The following is a 16,895-nucleotide window of genomic DNA, read 5'->3' as shown; positions in this document are numbered from 1 at the left end:
TGAATTCACGTAGTCCGTAGCACAATGCGGTGAGCACAAACGGTTGAGAAAACCAGCTCACACCTGCCGTTTTAAAAGACTAAAAGCTACGAGAATCCACCATTTAGCAGCGTTGGCCACGCTACTCAGCATTTAGGCCTGTTGCCAATGAGTGATGCTCGTAAGATTACTTGCCCCCTGAGCCGCGCTGCGTGCAGGCTCATCCACAAGCGCGATCTCACCAAGCGTGAGGCATCGGTCGAGCTGCTCTATGACCTGCTGCCGAAATGCCCCTTCGTGTATAAGTAAGCCACCACACAGGGCTAGGGCCAGCGGCTGTCCCGCGAAATTCATTTTCCTATAGACAGCACTAACTGCCAGCGCGAGTTCTTCAGCGGCGTGGTGAACGATCTCGTTGGCCACGGCATCTCCTTCGCGTGCAGCTTGCAGGACACAGGTAGAGAGTTGAGCAATCATGGCTTTATCACTCAGAGGGTAAATGTGGGAAATCAGATCATAGGGATTGGTGAGTTGCCAGTGCTCCAGGACGCGGTGCATTAAGGTGGTGGCGGGTCCACGCCCGTCTGCGGCGCGTACAGCGGCCTGTAGAGCTTGCTGCCCCAGCGCGTAACCGCTCCCTTCATCTCCAAGGATGTGCCCCCAGCCCCCACTACGTTGTATGTTGCCATGCAGGTCACGTCCAAGCGCGATGGAGCCTGTACCAGCGATGAGGACGATGCCAACGGCCTGAGGCAGGGCACTTAGCCCCAACTCAGCATCGTTGGTCAGGAGCACGTGGGGAGCCAGTGCGCGCAGGTGAGGTGTGAAGTCGTGGCGCGCCTGGGGGGTATCGATGCCCGCGAGCCCAATCCAGGCGTTGCGCACCTCAACTGGACCTAGCGCCTGGGCACGAGCCGCTGCCGCAGCCTGGTAGATGCTTGCTTTGGCTTGCTCAAGCCCGACATTGGCATAGTTCGCGCTGCCAGCCTGCCCACGCCCAAGTTCGCGACCCTGTTCATCAATCAGGATGGCCAGCGTTTTGCTTCCACCACCATCGATGCCCAGAAAGCCGAGGGGAGCTGAAAGGGTCTGTTCTTCTGTCATACTTGCTCCTTGCGAGACATATACCCTGTGCACACTTATGGAACTAACTGATTCCGTAGCATATGGGTGTAGAATGTGTATTTATGCCCACAGTAGACCGAGCGTGCATACTCAATGGGTAGATCACGATTGGTATAGGTGGTGCGACGCGTATAGAGGGCGGGGCTTCCCATGGGAAGATTCAGCAGCTTTGCATCTTCTTCATTGGTGAGACCCGCCTCAAGTTCCTGTTCTGCCTGGATGAGTTGGATGCCATACCTGCTTTCCAGAATGCGGTAGAGCGATTGTGTCTCCAGGTCCTCATCCAGCAGCCTTTCACAGCCAATAAATGAGAGGTGGGAGCGCTCAATTGCGAGCGGCTCGTTGTCGGCGAGCCGCAGGCGTTGCAGGCGGAAGATAGGTTGACCAACGTGCAGGCGCAGGCGTTCGGCAAGGTCTTCTGTGGCGGGAATCATATGCATGCTGAGGACGCGTGTTGCCGGGGCCTGACCCCGCGCACTGATATCCTCGGTAAAGCCAGTCAGGCGAATTAACTGCTGTGTAATCTTGTTGCGACTGACAAAGGTGCCTTTGCCCTGTTCGCGATAAAAGAGACCCTCGTTCACCAGTTCGGTGAGCGCCTGGCGCGCGGTCATACGACTAATGCCATATTGTTCGCCAAGCTCGCGCTCAGAAGGAATGAGATCACCTGGCTTCCAATCGCCAGAAGTTACCTTCTCGCGCATGATCTCCTTGAGTTGATAGTAACGTGGTAGGGGGCTTTTTCGGCTTTGCATAAAATAGGTTCCATACCTCTTTCCGTGGATGCTCTCCAGCGTACAAGCACGATGCTAGCGACATTGCTAAATGGTACAGCGTTCTATAGGGCAGTGGCTAGCCTTTTCTGCCCCGAAGTGAGACCTTCTCTATGACGTATTTGTGCCAGTTTGCTTGCTATTCTTCTGCTGTGAAAAGAGAGATGGTATAATTGGTATGTTGTATATACCAGCTTGCACTGTCATAATCTCATAAATGCAGGATGGCGTCAAGGGAGAGACTGGGAAGACAATGAGAAATGAAGGACGGTGAAGCTAGCAATAAAGCAGATCTGGATATACAAGGTACGTACATGTCCAGAAAGAAAATTGTACAATTTAACCGTGCTGTGTGTTACGTATCAATAGCAGGGGAAGCCGTACAAAAGATGTTACGTCGTTATCGTATTTTTTAGGTTTCGCCTTGAAGGAGAGGTCAATGCGTTTTACACTTAGTGGTGCTCGCTTAGTCGATGCTACAATGGATGTAGCTGAGGGCAATATGACTATTGCCCAGGGGACAATTCAAACGGTGAATCAGGCTGATAGCCAGCCTGAAGTGGTGATTGATGCCACGGACGCGATTATTTTGCCCGGCTTTATTGATGTTCACACCCATGGCGGTGGTGGTCATAATCTCCATACCACTAAGCTAGAGGAGATCCTGGCCTATAATCGCTGGGTCGCCTCCACCGGGGTGACATCATACCTGGTTACCGTGGTCGGCACGCCAAACTGTATGCCAGAGGCGCAGCTGCAAACCGCAGTGTCAGCGATTAAGGACTGGCAACACAGGTCCGAGGGTGCTCAACCCCTGGGGATATTTCTTGAGGGACCGTATATCAATGAGAAGAAGCGAGGCGCCCATCCTCCCATCTGGTTACGCAGGCCTAGCCTGGAAGAGACTGAGCGGGTTCTTGAGCTGACTGAAGGCTATTTAAAGCTGGTTACGCTTGCCCCGGAACTGGTGGGGGCCAATGAGATGATGGCGCGCCTGCTGGCTGAGGGAGTGACTATTAGCATGGGCCATACCGAGGCCAGCTATGAGCAGACGCTGGAGGCGGTCAAACACGGCGTCTCGCATGTGACGCACTGCTTTAATGCCATGCAACCCCTGCACCACCGCAACCCTGGTCCACTGGCCGCTATCGCCCCTCTTGAGCATGTCATGGGCGAGTTGATTGCCGATGGTGTACATGTGCATCCCTCAATGATGTATGTGCTGGTGAAGTTGCTGGGTCCCCAGCGCACCATCGTGATTACGGATGCCCAGGCGGGGGCGGGCGTTCCGGATAGCACCTTTGAGTTCGCGGGCCAGGTCGCGCGTGCGATCTGTGGCGCGGCACGCCTTGAGGATGGCACACTGGCGGGGAGTATCCTGACACTTGACCAGGGGTTGAGAAATATTCTGGAGATGACGCCGGTGAACCTGCAAGAGGCGTCTGGCATGCTGTCCTATAACGCCGCACGCTCGATCAAGGTCGCGGATCATAAGGGGCTTCTGCGACCAGGCTATGATGCCGACTTTGTCATCCTCAACCAGGCGCTGGAACTGCAAGCCACGGTGCGCCAGGGGCGCGTCATCTATAATCAGCCAGCCTGGGAGGAGCGTTTAGCCCTCTTGAAGCAGCAAGAAGAGGCGCTTTAAACGAAGCGCCTCCCTCTCCGTTTCGTTGCGAGCCTGAAACAGCACTCACGCATGTGACTTTACAGCGTGCGCGTCACTTTCTGTAAGCCGCGCGGAACATCGGGATCCAGCCCCTTTGCCAGCGTAAGATGAAGCGCCAGGACCTGTCCAGGCAGGATGGCGGTGATGGGGCTGAGCCACTCAGGCACCGCTGGTGGAAGCGCCAGTGGTGTTGTCGCCTGGGAGAGAATTTCCTGCTCCTCTGAGATCACCAGGAGTTCGGCTCCGCGTTGCTTTAAATCTCTGGCGAGATCAAGCATGTCATCATACGTGGCGTCTCTGGGGGCCACCAGGAAGACGGGTAGGCCAGTATCCACGGTGGCGATTGGGCCATGGCGGAAGTCAGCCGAGGAGTATGATGTGGCCATGACGTAGGTCAGCTCCTTCAGCTTGAGGCCGAACTCAAACGCAGTAGCATAGTTATAGCCGCGACCAATAACCACACACTGGTCCATGTAGCGATAGCGCTCAGCACGCTGGGCCAGGGGGGCAGACATCTCAAGTGTTTGGCGCATGATCTCTGGCAGGCGTTGTAGCTCCGTCATGCGCTGAGGGTTCCCGCTCCAAGCCGCGGCGAAGAGCATCATCACCGCGAGCTGCGCGGTATAGGTTTTTGTCGCGGCCACGCTACGCTCACGGCCCGCGTGCAATTCGATGACATGATCGGCAGTAGCGGCCAGGGGAGAGCTACCGTCGTTTGTGATGGCAAGCGTGGGACGTCCCTGGCGTTTCCCCTCTTCAAGCACGGCGACAATGTCGGGTGACTGTCCCGATTGCGAAATACCAACTATCAGGGCGTTGCGCATATGAGGGGCTTTATGATAGAGCGTATGGAGCGAAGGGGCCGCGAGCGCAATAGGATAGCCAGCCATGATCGGCCAGGCGTACTTGGCGTATGTTGCAGCATGATCAGACGAGCCGCGGGCCGCGATCAGAACATAATCAAATGGTGGCAACTGGGCAACCACGTTCGTAATATGCTCTGTCTCTTGCTCGAGTAAGTGGGTGATGACCTCGGGCTGGCTGTATATTTCTTGTTCGAGTAGCGAGGACATTGAGAACTCCTTCGTTGAGTAGCCTTGCGGTGAATAAACAGACCGACTTTCCAGTCCTTTTAACTATAACATACAATATGGTCTAGAGGTCTAGATGACTAGGCATTGCCTCTGCTGGAGAACGATTCCTTTGCTTCTTTGTAAGGGAAAGGATGAGATTTTGTCCGGTAATCGAACGTAGTATTGATTACAGCGAAGAAACAGCTAACAAAGAGTCAGGCCCAGAAGTGCAAAGGAGAATTTTACAGGAATTAACAGAATTTTTGGTCTAGTGGTCTAGATGACTTGACATTTGTAGAAAGAAGAGTTAAAGTACTACTAAGATATTCAAGTCTTCACTCCCAAAAAGACCCATTAGTTGGATTGCTTGTATTGAGGGTCTGGGAGAATTCAAGTCTAGTAGCGTCCTCTGAGGAGAAAGGAGCAAAGGAGAAGAAGCAGCGTTTTACGCTTATGCTAAGTGGTAGCTTGCATAGAGATGAGTTTGTCGGGTTGACCTTCTCTCATTAAAGAAGGCTCGGCGCCGTTTGCCCTGTGGAAGGTTCTATAGTATATGCTTGCTGTTCTTGTCTTTCGCGCCAGGCAAACGACTTGATTATTTAGACGCTATCCCCCCGCGCTGACAGACAATGGGTGTCTGTGTATCTCGTTGGAGAGGTCCTGTTCAACCAATAACGTTTTATGTGTATTGAAGAGGCAAGTATATAGATATTTTCGATATTTTCGATATTTTCATATGCTTTGCCATTTCAGCGTCAGGAGGTCTTTCGTGTCTTCTGTCTCTTCTAGCTTGCGGACAGTGATGTTCCGTAAAAAGACGGGCGCCGGCATGTGGCTCTGTTCCTTGCTGGTCATCCTCACTATGCTGCTGGTCGCCTGTGGCGGCAACTCTACATCCTCTGGTAATAGCAGCAAAAAGGCGGTACTCAACATTGGTGCGCATGTTGGTGGCGATTTCACCAAGGCGCTTAGCCCTTATAACCCCAATGCTAACGAGGGTGTCAAGGGCATGGTTTATGAAACGCTGTACTACATCAACAAAATTGATAACACCAACAAGCCCTGGCTGGCCACAGATTACAAGTGGAGCAGCGACAGCAAACAGCTTACCTTTACCATTCGCGATGGCGTCAAGTGGAACGATGGTAAAGACTTTAGCGCCGATGACGTAGCCTTCACGTTCAACATGCTCAAGCAGTACAAAGCTGCCGATGCGCAGGGCCTGTGGACAGGTGGTTATTTACAGAGCGTGACCGCGCCTGATAGCAAGACCGTTGTTATCAACTTCACGAAGCCCTATCCTCCCCTGTTCTGGTATATTGCTGGCCAGACCTTCATCGTTCCCAAGCATATCTTTGAGGGTGCGGGCGATCCTACCACCTTTGCGAACGAGAAGCCGGTTGGTACCGGTCCCTACACCCTGAAGAAGTTCTCAGCTCAGTTGCTGGTCTACGCCAAGAGCTCCAGCTACTGGCAGGCCGACAAGGTCAAGGTTGATGAGCTGCACTACCCATCCGTGAAGGACAACACCACCTTGCAGCTCGAGCTGGCCAAGGGTCAGATCGACTGGGGTAGCTTCTTCGCTCCCGACCTGGACAGCACCTTTGTTGCCAAGGATCCCGCGCACAACCACTACTGGATGACGCCAACCGACATCTTCGCGCTTTACCTCAACCTGGGCCAGGCGCCTTTCAATGATGTCGCCGTCCGCCAGGCTATCAGTGCCGCGCTGGATCGCCAGCAGTTGTCGAAGCAGGCTGAGAGCGGTTATGTGGAGCCCGCCAGCACCACTGGCTTGATCCTACCCAACAACAAAGACTACCTGGATCCCACCTACTCCGACGTGCAGAAGACAGCCCAGGCCGATAAGGCCACCAAGCTGCTTCAGGATGCCGGTTACACCAAGGGTTCCGATGGCTTCTTCAAAGACAAGAGTGGCAAGAAGATGTCCTTCAACCTGACGGTGGTCTCCGGTTGGACAGACTGGGAGCAGATGTGCCAGGTCATCAAGCAGAACCTGAAAGATATCGGTATCGATGTCAACATCAATGCCATTCAGGATACTGCATACTTCGATGCCCGTAACAACGGCAAGTACCAGATGCTGATCGGTGGCCTCTTCGGTGGCCCGAATCCCTTCTACCTCTACAACACCCATTTGAATAGCGCAAACCTCTCCCCCAATGGCTTCAACTGGGAAAAGTGGAATGATAAGCAGAGTGATTCCTTGCTGAATGACTATGCATCCACAACGGATCAGGCGAAGCAGAAGAGCGACATCCAGGCTCTGGAGAAGATCTTCGCTACACAGCTGCCAGTCGTGCCTCTGGTGAATGCCGCTGCCTGGTATGAGTACAGCAGCAAGAACTTCACTGGTTGGCCTGACAAAGACAATGCTTACGCTGTCGGTGCCGCCTACTCGTCGCCTGACAACCTCCAGATTGTACTGAATCTGACTCCTGCATCGTAAGTTTCTATCCGAAATCCGGTGGAGATGGCCTCACAAGGGCCATCTCCATTTTCCCTGCCTCCACCAGTGCCTTATAGACCTTATGCGGAAACCAACCCCCATTTGGGGGCGCAGCGCCCGCTCCTGCGACTAGTGCTTCGCGCTCAGGTTTCCGAATAGGCAGATACTGGTTTGCATTCTTTCTGTATCTCTATCGTGCTATGCTACTATTACGATCCGGTAAAGATAAGCCCAGGATTTGTAGCTTCTACCCTGGCTTGGTAGAACTGGCTTGCACGCTATAAGGAGTACCGTTATGCGTCACCTGTTACGTCGCATTCTGTTTTATCTTGTCGCTCTCTGGGCTTCGGTCACGCTCAATTTCTTTATCCCTCGTCTGGCACCCGGTAACCCCGCTGAGGCTATGATGCTACGCTTCGAACGGCAGGGGCATCTGGCGCCAGAGACGGAGAAGGCGCTCCAGGCTGCCTTTGGTCTCAATACGACCGATCCTCTGTATGTACAATACTTTAGGTATCTGGGCGATCTGCTCCAGGGACGTCTGGGCACCTCGCTTACCAACTATCCTACCCCCGTGAAAGATGTTATCGCACAAGGCATCCAGTGGACGCTGATCCTGGGCGGCATTGCGGTCATCATCAGCTTTATCCTTGGCTGTTTGCTCGGTATTATTATGGCCTGGAAGCGTGGCTCGTTCCTGGATACATTCCTGGCTCCGGCGACGACGTTTCTGTCTTCGATCCCCTATTTCTGGCTGGCCCTGATTATTGTGTATATCTTTGGGTACACGCTTGGCTGGTTCCCCTTCTCGGATGGCTTTGATACAGCGCTGGATATAGGCTGGTCGCCTGACTTCATTTTTAGCGCGCTCTACCACGGTATTCTGCCCGCCCTGACAATCGTGCTCTCCTCCGTCTCCGGCTGGCTGCTGGTGATGCGTAACTCGATGATTACGACGCTCTCTGAAGATTATGTCTTGATGGCAAATGCTAAGGGCCTGGCGCCCAGGCGTGTGATGTTCTCTTATGCCGCGCGCAATGCTATTCTGCCCAATGTCGCGGGCTTCGCCCTCTCGCTGGGTACGATTGTTGGCGGCCAGCTTCTTACCGAGATTGTCTTCTCGTATCCGGGTATTGGCTATACCCTCTTGCAGGCGGTGCAAGGCCAGGATTATGCACTTATCCAGGGCATCTTTTTGATTATTGCTCTGGCTATTCTGGCTGCCAATTTCCTCGCCGACCTGGTCTATACCCTGCTTGATCCACGTGTCCGCCAGGAAAGGAGCGCGTAAACAATGTCCAATACCTCCTCTTCTCAATGGCCTCCAGCGCCTAAGAATTTGAATGAGCCTGTCGCCGCGACGGCAGCGGTGGATGTTGGCGCGCATGCCAGCACAAATGTGACTACGGCAACCTCCGTGGCGTTGCCCCTGGGCAATCCCTTTCATGTGCAGGTGTTGAATGGCTTGCGCGGCTTCTGGCACGCCATCACAGTGAATAAGAAGGTGACGGTAGGCAGTAGTATCGTGGGCCTCTTTATCCTGGTGGCGATCTTTGGCCCATTATTCGTGCATACAGATCCCACGCTGCTCACTGATCTCTCGAAGTCTCCTCCCTCGGCCCAGCACTGGCTGGGTACAACTGTGACGGGTCAGGATATCTTTAGCCAGCTCATCTACGGTACGCGTACCTCGATTATGTGGGCCTTTTTCACGGGATTCGCTGTGACCTTCATCTCTGTGGTCGTTGGCCTGGTGGGTGGTTACTTCGGTGGCATCGTTGATGATATTCTTTCGTTAGTGACGAATATCTTTCTGGTCCTTCCTGCATTACCCCTGGCGATTGTCCTGGCGTCGTACTTTCCGCGTGGCCCACAGATGGTGGCCCTGATTGTGACCTTCACCAGCTGGGCCTGGGGCGCGCGTGTCCTGCGTGCGCAAACTCTTTCTATGCGTAGCCGTGAGTTTGTGACTGCGGCAAAGGCAAGTGGTGAGAGAAGCTGGCGCATCATCTTCCTTGAGATTTTGCCCAATGAAATCTCTATTGTTGCCGCGAACTTTGTAAGTACGACAATTTATGTTATTCTATACTCAGCATCGCTAGAATTTCTGGGCCTGGGCGATCTCAACTCCGTAAGCTGGGGTTGGATGTTCTACTGGGCGCAGAAGACAAACGCCCTGATTCTTGGTCTCTGGTGGTGGTTTATCCCGCCTGGTATCTGTATCGCGGCGCTGGGGGCTGGCCTGGCTCTGATCAACTTCGGTATTGATGAGGTCGCCAATCCACGCCTGCGTAATGAGCCGGCACCCAAAGAGATCAAGCACAAGAAAGTGGTGAAATAATGCAGGACACGGCTGTAAAGAAGCAGTCAAAAGACCTTTTGCTAGAGGTGAACAATCTCTGCGTGGATTATTTCGCGTCCAATGGCGCTGTACACGCTGTCCGAGACGTGAGCTTTGTATTGCGTCGAGGCGAAATTCTGGGCCTGGCGGGCGAGAGTGGCTGTGGTAAATCGACGCTGGCCTATGCTATCTCGCGCCTGTTGCGCCCACCCGCCTATATCACTGGCGGCCAGGTCCTCTACTACCCTCGAGGACATGAAGGTGGGGCAACTGCTGCCGTACAGAGCAAATTGCCGAAAAAAGGCAGACAGATAGGCAGTAATGGTGACGAGGCCATCGATGTGTTGCAACTCTCTCCCTCCGAACTGCGTGCCTTCCGCTGGAGCGAGGTCTCTATTGTCTTCCAGAGTGCTATGAACGCCCTTAACCCCGTGATGTCGGTTGGCGACCAGATCGTGGATGTGTTGAAGGCTCATCGCCCCGATATGGGTCCCAATCAGCGCAAAAAGCGCGCTATTGAGTTGCTCAATCTGGTTGGTATCGCCTCTGATCGTCTGAATAGTTATCCTCATGAGTTAAGTGGTGGCATGCGTCAGCGCGCCGTCATCGCCATTGCGCTGGCCCTCAATCCCGAGCTGATCATTATGGACGAGCCTACGACGGCGCTCGACGTTGTGGTGCAGCGCGAGATTTTGCAGCTGATCAGTGATCTCTGCCGCGAGTTTAATACCGCCCTGCTCTTCATTACGCATGACCTGTCGCTGTTGCTGGAGCTCTCTGACCAGATCGCGATCATGTATGCTGGTAAAATGGTGGAGAAGGCGAGCAGCGTGGCGATCTACGAGCATCCCCGCCATCCCTATAGCCATGGCTTGCTCAATGCTTTCCCCAACTTGCATGGTCCCATTCGCAAGATGGTCGGTATCCCCGGTTCACCGCCAGATCTGCGTTTCGTCCCATCGGGTTGCCCCTTCCGCGAGCGCTGCCCGCTGGCCTTTGAGGCCTGCTCCGCGGTTGTACCTCAGCTTCAGCCCGCATCGCTTGAGAATCAGCAGCAACTGGTGGCTTGCCATCTCTATGATAGAAAGTTCCGGCCTCAGGGGGCGCCATCTGCAGCCGAGATAGCGGGTGCCTATGAGAGCCTGGTAGAAGGGAGCCGTGCGTAATGAGCTTGTCAAACGTCACTGCATCGAAGCCAGTTCGGGATGCTGGCGCTCAGCCGATTATGGAGGCAGAGCACCTGCGCAAGGAATTCCCTTTGCGCCAGATAAAGGTCTTTGGAGCCGCTCAGGCGGTTCGCGCGGTTGAAGATGCCTCTTTCTCGCTCTATCCTGGCCGGGCCACGGCCCTGGTGGGTGAGAGCGGTAGCGGGAAGACGACCATTGCGCGTATGCTGGCGCGCCTCTATGAACCCACATCGGGCACCTTGCGCTTCCGTGGTGAGGCGGTAAAGCTGGGACGAGGCGCCAATTTAAATGCCTATCGCAGCCATGTGCAGCTGGTCTTCCAGGATCCCTTTGCCTCGCTCAACCCCGTGCATAGCGTGCGCTATCACCTGAGTCGCCCGTTACGTATTTACGGTCATGCCCGCAACCGCATCCAGGAGACAGAGCAGATTTTGTCTCTGCTGCGGCGCGTCAACCTGACGCCTGCCGAGCAGTTCATCGAGAAGTTCCCGCACCAACTGAGCGGCGGTCAGCGTCAGCGTATCGCCATCGCGCGCGCCCTGGCTGTGCAGCCCGAGGTCTTGCTGGCAGACGAGCCTGTCTCCATGCTTGATGTCTCGATTCGCCTGGATATTCTTAACCTCCTGCGTCGCTTGAAGGATGAGGAGCAACTGGCTCTCCTCTATATCACGCATGATATAGCTAGTGCCCGCTACTTCGCCGAAGAGACGCTGGTGATGTACGCAGGCCAGATGGTTGAGGGGGGGCCAAGCGAAGAGGTCACGCAGCAGCCCAAGCATCCCTATACCCGCTTGCTGCTCTCGGCCGCGCCCGATCCTACCCGCGTGAAGAACAAGGATAAGGGTCAGCTCCCCGCACGTGGCGAGATTCCAAGCCTGATCAACCCGCCGACTGGCTGCCGCTTCCATCCACGTTGTCCCCATGCCATGCCTGTCTGTAAGGAGCGCTTCCCTGGCCGCACCGACCTGGGGAATGGTCACTGGACCAATTGTTTCCTTTATGGTGATGGTGCTCAGCCGATACCGTATACTGGCACAACGGGAACCACAGCCAGAGGGGAATAAGCCTTTCCCGTTACGCAACAGAGTAGTGTGTTTAGTAAAAAAGAGGGGAGGTGCAGGAGGGAACCCTCCTGCACCTCCCCTCTTTTTTACTGAACTACCACTTAGACGAACATGCCCTGGAGCTTCTCGGCCTGGTCGACGGTGATCAGATTATCGATGAATTCATCGAGGCTACCATCGAGAATGCCCGGCAAGTTGTGGCGCGTCAGGCCAATACGGTGGTCCGTGACGCGGTCCTGGGGGAAGTTATAGGTGCGAATCTTCTCGCTGCGGTCGCCCGTCTGTACCTGTGAGCGGCGTGCTTTTCCTAGCTCTTCCTGGCGTTTGGCCTCTTCCAGGTCCCACAGGCGTGACTTCAGCACGTTGAGGGCTTTCTGCTTATTCTTCAACTGCGACTTTTCATCCTGACAGGTGACAACCAGGCCAGTTGGCAGGTGCGTGATACGTACCGCCGAGTCGGTGGTGTTGACGCTCTGACCACCATGGCCTGTGGAGCGATAGACGTCGACGCGGATATCCGAGTCCTTTACCTCGATCTGGATATCATCGTCGGCCTCTGGCAGGACGATGACCTTGGCCGTTGAGGTATGGATGCGGCCGTTGGCCTCGGTCGAGGGGACGCGCTGCACGCGATGGGTGCCGCCCTCGTACTTCATCCGGCTATAGGCTCCCTTCCCTCTAATCACAAAGGTAATGTCTTTGAAGCCGCCTTGTTCAGTATCGTTCCCGTCAAGAATCTCGATCTTCCAACGACGGCCATCGGCGTAGCGACTGTACATACGGAAGAGGTCCGCGGCAAAGAGCGCGGCTTCGTCGCCACCCGCTCCACCCTGGATGGTCACGACGGCGTTCTTCTCGTCCATGATATCTTTGGGGAGGAGGGCGACCTGGACATCCTCCAGGAGTTGCTCTTTCCTGGCCTTGAGCTGCTCTAGCTCTTCAAATGCCATGTCGCGTAGCTCGCCTTCCTCGCTGTCGTACATCTCCTGAGCTTCCTTGATCTGCTTATCCGTATCAATCAGCTCGTGGTATTTTTCAACCACAGTCGACAGCTCAGACTGCTCGCGACCATAGCGCTGCAAGAGCGATATATCGGTAAGCACATCGGGCTGTGCCATCAAATTGTTTAGTTCTTCGTAGCGTGTAGCCAGTGTGGCCAATTTGTCCATTAGATCCATAGTGACCGGGTTCCTCTCGCTTCTCTATCTCTTCTCTGTACGCCTGGCATACTCGTTGCAGCCAGGGGCATAAGTCATGCGCAGACAGGGAAGGTAAAATGCTTTGTTTTTTCGTGAAAAAGACAGCTAATAATTATAGGTTCTATTAAGGTCTGCAATGAGGGGTGTGCCATGCAATCAGGGGTCCCGATTGCTCTCTACTCATGGCATGGTGGAAGGCAGAATGAGGCGTCGCTACCCGGCTGTAAGCAGGTAACGCTCAATGGTAATCAGGCAAATATGACGCGCAAGAGTTGTCGGTAACGACAGGCGTATATGGTGAAGCACGGCAGGTTTCATAGCTTCATTATAGCAGTAACCAAATGCACAATTCAACCCACCCCACTAAACGAGCCTCACAAGCCTATTCCCTCTTCAATACCAAACAGATCTCATCTACACATGCCCAGCGCGTCGACTCTTTTGTTACAGCCTTTGAGGAATAGGGCGCCAGGCTGTGAGCAGGGTCACAGCGCAATCCTTGCTTGTCGAATACACTGGAGGAGGTCACAAGAGAATGAAGGAAACAATCCTTGGGAGAGGGGTGTTTTGCGAAAGGAGTTGCTTATGTTTCGTATCTTCATCTGGCGTCTTCTCTGTTTGCTGGTGCTGCTAGGCGATGTCCTCCAACTCGTTGGGTTCTTTTTCCCATATAGCGTGATTATCGATACTACCACTCATACCACGATCGAAGCGGATTCGCATTGGGCCCCTCTGGCCCAGCTCATCTTCGTGAGGGGAAATCCTCCGTCTAGTTTCGCAATAGATTTGTCCCTCTTCATACTCACAACCATTCTTGTTTCCGCGATCCTAGCGTGCGTTGCATTGATCATAGAACGTAGAAAACAGCCTCGCTCTTTCTTGCGGATGCATCTCTCAGGGGTCATCTTGGCTTGCGTGGGATTTATCTTTGCTGGACTCGGATGCTTGGTATTTGTGTATTTGAGCTTCGCTTCTGTTGCAATGGCAAGCTTGTGCGTAGCAAATGACCCTCGCAACTGTATCCTGGAAGGTGATTTCGGTATAGGTTTCTGGCCCTCACTCATAGGGTTTCTGACCTCGACGGGCTGTTTTCTCGCGCTTCTCGTTCTCGGGATAATCTGGGTTGCAACAGGTCCCTCTAAGGTAAGGCCAGGATACATGTAAAATTCTATCAGAAGCGAGATCCTAGTGATAGAATTTTACATGTATCCTGATGCTTCCATGAAAAAGTGTGCGCTGATGTGACGTGCTGAAAGAAACGAAACGAGGGAAAAAAGGGTAAAAGAAAGAGGCCGGTGATGCGTCGGCGCCATCGGATGAGATCTAGAGAGAGGGCGATGGGATGCCAAGCGTGATCAAATTCTTCCATACGTGCTTCGCCGAGGTCGGCGAGCGACAGACAGTGGTGCTTGTGCGGCATCCTCAATCATACTGTTGGTCCGGCTCGTAGCGCGAGTATCAATCCGATCTCTGACATGGCCCTCTCTCGGGTACAGTGTAACACTTTTTCATGCGCAGTGGTGCGCTTCTGGCGCATGAATTACTGTTGGCGAATCCAAAAATAACCGATATCGGACGTAGCCAGATATCGGTTAAGGTGTCGATATAACTCTGCTATTCTTCCTCCCCAAAGTGACGTTCTATTTCCTCAGCAGCCTCTTTATGTTGCTCTTGCGTTGTTATTTTTACTAGGAGTTTTGGGCGGAGGGGAGACTCAGGTGGGCAATGTCGTTCATTATGTAGAGAACACGTGTGTCTCCTGAGGCGCGTACGAGGGTGAGCGAGGTATTAGCGCAGGGGAAAAAGAACTCTTTCTCCAGTCCCAGGACCTCGGCGACGTAGGCGTTGATGACGCCCCCATGGGCGAAGATGAGCACGCGCTGCCCAAGATGGCGACTCGCGATCTCGTCAAGTGCCTGGGCGACGCGCTGGCGAAAGGCCTTTGAGGACTCGCTGTGCGCGAAGGCATCCCAGTTGCCCGAGGAACCTGCAATACGCACGATCTTGTCCTGGCGCTCATGTAGTGCCTGGGTCAGCATGGCGAGATCAGCCCCTTCGGGGATCTCTGGAATGGGAACCAGGTCGTCGAGGCGAATCTCTTTGAGCTGTTCTACGATGGTAGCCTGTAGCCCTAGCTCAGCCAGAAGCGGCGCGCCAGTCTCCTGGCAGCGGCGCAAAGGACTGCTATAGGCCGCGTCAAAATGGCTGTTCTTCAGGCGGGTGGCCAGTGCCTGGGCCTGCTGACGCCCGATCTTGCTCAAGGGCAGATTATCATACACGCCACTGGGAATAATTTCGTCCGCCTCGGGGATCGCATCCCCATGGCGGATCAGAAAGAGCTCTGCTGCGTGCTGGCGATGGACAAGAAACGGGTCTTGCTGTACTTTGCTCTCCATAACGGTCCTTTATTACGGTGTAGATGGATAAATTAGTCTTGTGTGAGCTGCTGGATGATGGAGCGTGCCAGGGTGCGCTTATGAACCTCATCTGGCCCATCCACAATGTGTAACGTGCGTCCATGCGCCCAGAGGGAGGCCAGCGGAAAATCATCGCTGAAGCCTGCAGCCCCAAAGACCTGCATGGCTCTGCTGACGACATTGGTATGTACCTCGGGTGCCACGATTTTGATCATGGCAATGGCATCTTTCGCGGCCTTCTTGCCCTGGGTATCGATGAGCCAGGCCGCTTTCAGCGTGAGCAGCCGCGCCTGCTCGATCTCCAACTGCGACTGCGCGATCCATTCCTGAATAACTCCCTGCTCGACCAGCGGTTTGCCAAAGGCGATGCGCTGTGTCGCGCGCTGGCAGAGGAGTTCAAGCGCGTACTGGGCTGTACCAATGGAGCGCATACAATGATGAATGCGACCGGGTCCCAGGCGTGCCTGAGCGATAGCAAAGCCGCTCCCCTCCTCACCGAGGAGGTTGCTGGCAGGAACGCGCACGTTCTCAAAACGCAGTTCGCAGTGGCCTTCGTTATCGATATAGCCCATGACAGGCAGATTGCGAACCACGGTCAGTCCAGGGGTGTCGCGTGGCACCAGGATCATACTTTGCTGCTTATGGCGGGCCGGATTCTGGGGATCGGTCTTTCCCATGACGATGAAGATTTTGCAGCGTTCGCGAGCCGCCCCCGAGATCCACCATTTGCGCCCATTGAGTACATAGTCGTCTCCATCGCGCATGATGGTCAGTTGAATATTGGTCGCGTCAGAGCTGGCCACATCTGGCTCCGTCATGGCAAAGGCCGAGCGAATCTCGCCATCAAGGAGGGGACGCAGCCAGCGTTGTTGTTGCTCCTCTGTGCCAAACTGAGCAAGAATTTCCATATTTCCAGTATCAGGGGCCGCGCAATTGAAGACCTCCGATGCCCAGGTGACACGACCCATAATCTCAGCCAGGGGCGCATACTCCAGGTTGCTCAGGCCAGCTCCGTATTCAGTATCGGGCAGAAAGAGGTTCCAGAGACCCTCTGCCTTCGCACGTTCTTTCAGTTCATCAACAATCTCCGCGTGATGGTGAGGATTGCCTGAGGCCGCGATCTGCTCTTTATAGCGTTGCTGGTTGGGATAAATAGCGTGTTCCATAAAGTCAGTCAGGCGCTGTCGTAGAGCGTTGACCTTCTCCGAATAGGCGAAATCCATAACCCTTGATCTCCTTTGTCTTGCTTGGCGACATTACCATACTTTTTGAATATATCACATCCTATGCGTCTCTTGTGAGAAGGGCGTAGGATGTTGAAGGAAAGAGATATGCCGATAATATTCTGATGTAATAGCTCTCAGGAGCAGCCGCATATATTTGGTGTGAGCAGCGTCTTTCTTACTAGAGGGAATAGGTGCGTATCTTTTCCATCTCTATGTTCGTAAAAGAAGAAAGTAACTTTTATCGGTCTCGTTTTACTGAAGTAGACGAATCTGGCGGTGGGCACGTGCGGAGAGCCATCATGGAAGGGAATAAGCATAGTAAGTCTGGCGTTATTGTGGGTACACCTGTGAAATGTTTTGCGACACCTTGAA

Annotated in this window: 13 protein-coding genes; 7 read left to right on the top strand and 6 right to left on the bottom strand. The window is 54.1% G+C overall.

Annotated elements, in window-relative coordinates:
* Positions 1 to 132: 132 nt before the first annotated feature.
* Positions 133 to 1,083: a BadF/BadG/BcrA/BcrD ATPase family protein gene (locus tag JMJ16_RS23775; protein ID WP_201385530.1), complete on the bottom strand. Its 951-nt coding sequence runs from the start codon at positions 1,081 to 1,083 to the stop codon at positions 133 to 135.
* 35 nt (positions 1,084 to 1,118) lie between these two features.
* Complete coding sequence (locus tag JMJ16_RS23770; RefSeq protein WP_201385529.1) at positions 1,119 to 1,859, bottom strand: GntR family transcriptional regulator; 741 nt, start codon at positions 1,857 to 1,859, stop codon at positions 1,119 to 1,121.
* A gap of 457 nt (positions 1,860 to 2,316) precedes the next feature.
* On the opposite strand from JMJ16_RS23770, the gene nagA reads away from it, so the two are divergent.
* Positions 2,317 to 3,525 carry an N-acetylglucosamine-6-phosphate deacetylase gene (gene nagA / locus JMJ16_RS23765; RefSeq protein ID WP_201385528.1) on the top strand — a complete coding sequence of 403 codons (1,209 nt, stop codon included), beginning with the start codon at positions 2,317 to 2,319 and terminating at the stop codon, positions 3,523 to 3,525.
* A 59-nt stretch (positions 3,526 to 3,584) separates the two neighbouring features.
* On the opposite strand, the gene JMJ16_RS23760 is transcribed toward nagA, so the two are convergent.
* Complete coding sequence (locus JMJ16_RS23760) at positions 3,585 to 4,619, bottom strand: SIS domain-containing protein (protein WP_201385526.1); 1,035 nt, start codon at positions 4,617 to 4,619, stop codon at positions 3,585 to 3,587.
* A gap of 769 nt (positions 4,620 to 5,388) precedes the next feature.
* Between JMJ16_RS23760 and JMJ16_RS23755 the strand changes: the two genes are divergently transcribed.
* The 5 genes from JMJ16_RS23755 (at position 5,389) to JMJ16_RS23735 (ending at position 11,681) form a co-directional block, all read left to right on the top strand.
* On the top strand, positions 5,389 to 7,089 hold the full coding sequence (locus JMJ16_RS23755) for an ABC transporter substrate-binding protein (protein ID WP_236601665.1): 1,701 nt from the start codon (positions 5,389 to 5,391) through the stop codon (positions 7,087 to 7,089).
* Between the two features lie 295 nt (positions 7,090 to 7,384).
* Positions 7,385 to 8,380 (top strand): ABC transporter permease, encoded by a 996-nt coding sequence (locus JMJ16_RS23750; RefSeq protein ID WP_201385524.1) that lies wholly within the window; start codon positions 7,385 to 7,387, stop codon positions 8,378 to 8,380.
* Positions 8,381 to 8,383: 3 nt separating this feature from the next.
* A complete protein-coding gene (locus tag JMJ16_RS23745) occupies positions 8,384 to 9,430 on the top strand; it encodes an ABC transporter permease (RefSeq protein ID WP_201385522.1) in 1,047 nt (348 codons plus the stop codon).
* On the top strand, positions 9,430 to 10,596 hold the full coding sequence (locus tag JMJ16_RS56095) for an ABC transporter ATP-binding protein (RefSeq protein ID WP_201385520.1): 1,167 nt from the start codon (positions 9,430 to 9,432) through the stop codon (positions 10,594 to 10,596). Before JMJ16_RS23745 ends, JMJ16_RS56095 begins: the two co-directional genes overlap by 1 nt.
* On the top strand, positions 10,596 to 11,681 hold the full coding sequence (locus JMJ16_RS23735; RefSeq protein ID WP_201385518.1) for an ABC transporter ATP-binding protein: 1,086 nt from the start codon (positions 10,596 to 10,598) through the stop codon (positions 11,679 to 11,681). The genes JMJ16_RS56095 and JMJ16_RS23735 overlap by 1 nt, the downstream gene beginning before the upstream one ends.
* A gap of 101 nt (positions 11,682 to 11,782) precedes the next feature.
* On the opposite strand, the gene prfA is transcribed toward JMJ16_RS23735, so the two are convergent.
* Positions 11,783 to 12,859: a peptide chain release factor 1 gene (gene prfA / locus JMJ16_RS23730; protein ID WP_201369417.1), complete on the bottom strand. Its 1,077-nt coding sequence runs from the start codon at positions 12,857 to 12,859 to the stop codon at positions 11,783 to 11,785.
* Positions 12,860 to 13,030: 171 nt separating this feature from the next.
* Between prfA and JMJ16_RS56090 the strand changes: the two genes are divergently transcribed.
* Complete coding sequence (locus tag JMJ16_RS56090; RefSeq protein ID WP_255552902.1) at positions 13,031 to 13,162, top strand: hypothetical protein; 132 nt, start codon at positions 13,031 to 13,033, stop codon at positions 13,160 to 13,162.
* Between the two features lie 1,406 nt (positions 13,163 to 14,568).
* Here the strand turns inward: JMJ16_RS56090 and JMJ16_RS23725 are convergent.
* Both JMJ16_RS23725 and JMJ16_RS23720 read right to left on the bottom strand, forming a co-directional pair.
* The gene (locus tag JMJ16_RS23725; RefSeq protein WP_201385515.1) at positions 14,569 to 15,276 is read right to left on the bottom strand and encodes a histidine phosphatase family protein; all 708 of its coding nucleotides are present in this window, start codon (positions 15,274 to 15,276) and stop codon (positions 14,569 to 14,571) included.
* A 32-nt stretch (positions 15,277 to 15,308) separates the two neighbouring features.
* A complete protein-coding gene (locus JMJ16_RS23720; protein WP_201385513.1) occupies positions 15,309 to 16,520 on the bottom strand; it encodes an acyl-CoA dehydrogenase family protein in 1,212 nt (403 codons plus the stop codon).
* Positions 16,521 to 16,895: the final 375 nt, after the last annotated feature.

This window comes from Ktedonobacter sp. SOSP1-52 (assembly GCF_016587395.1).
This window is presented reverse-complemented; position numbering and strand designations above follow the sequence as displayed.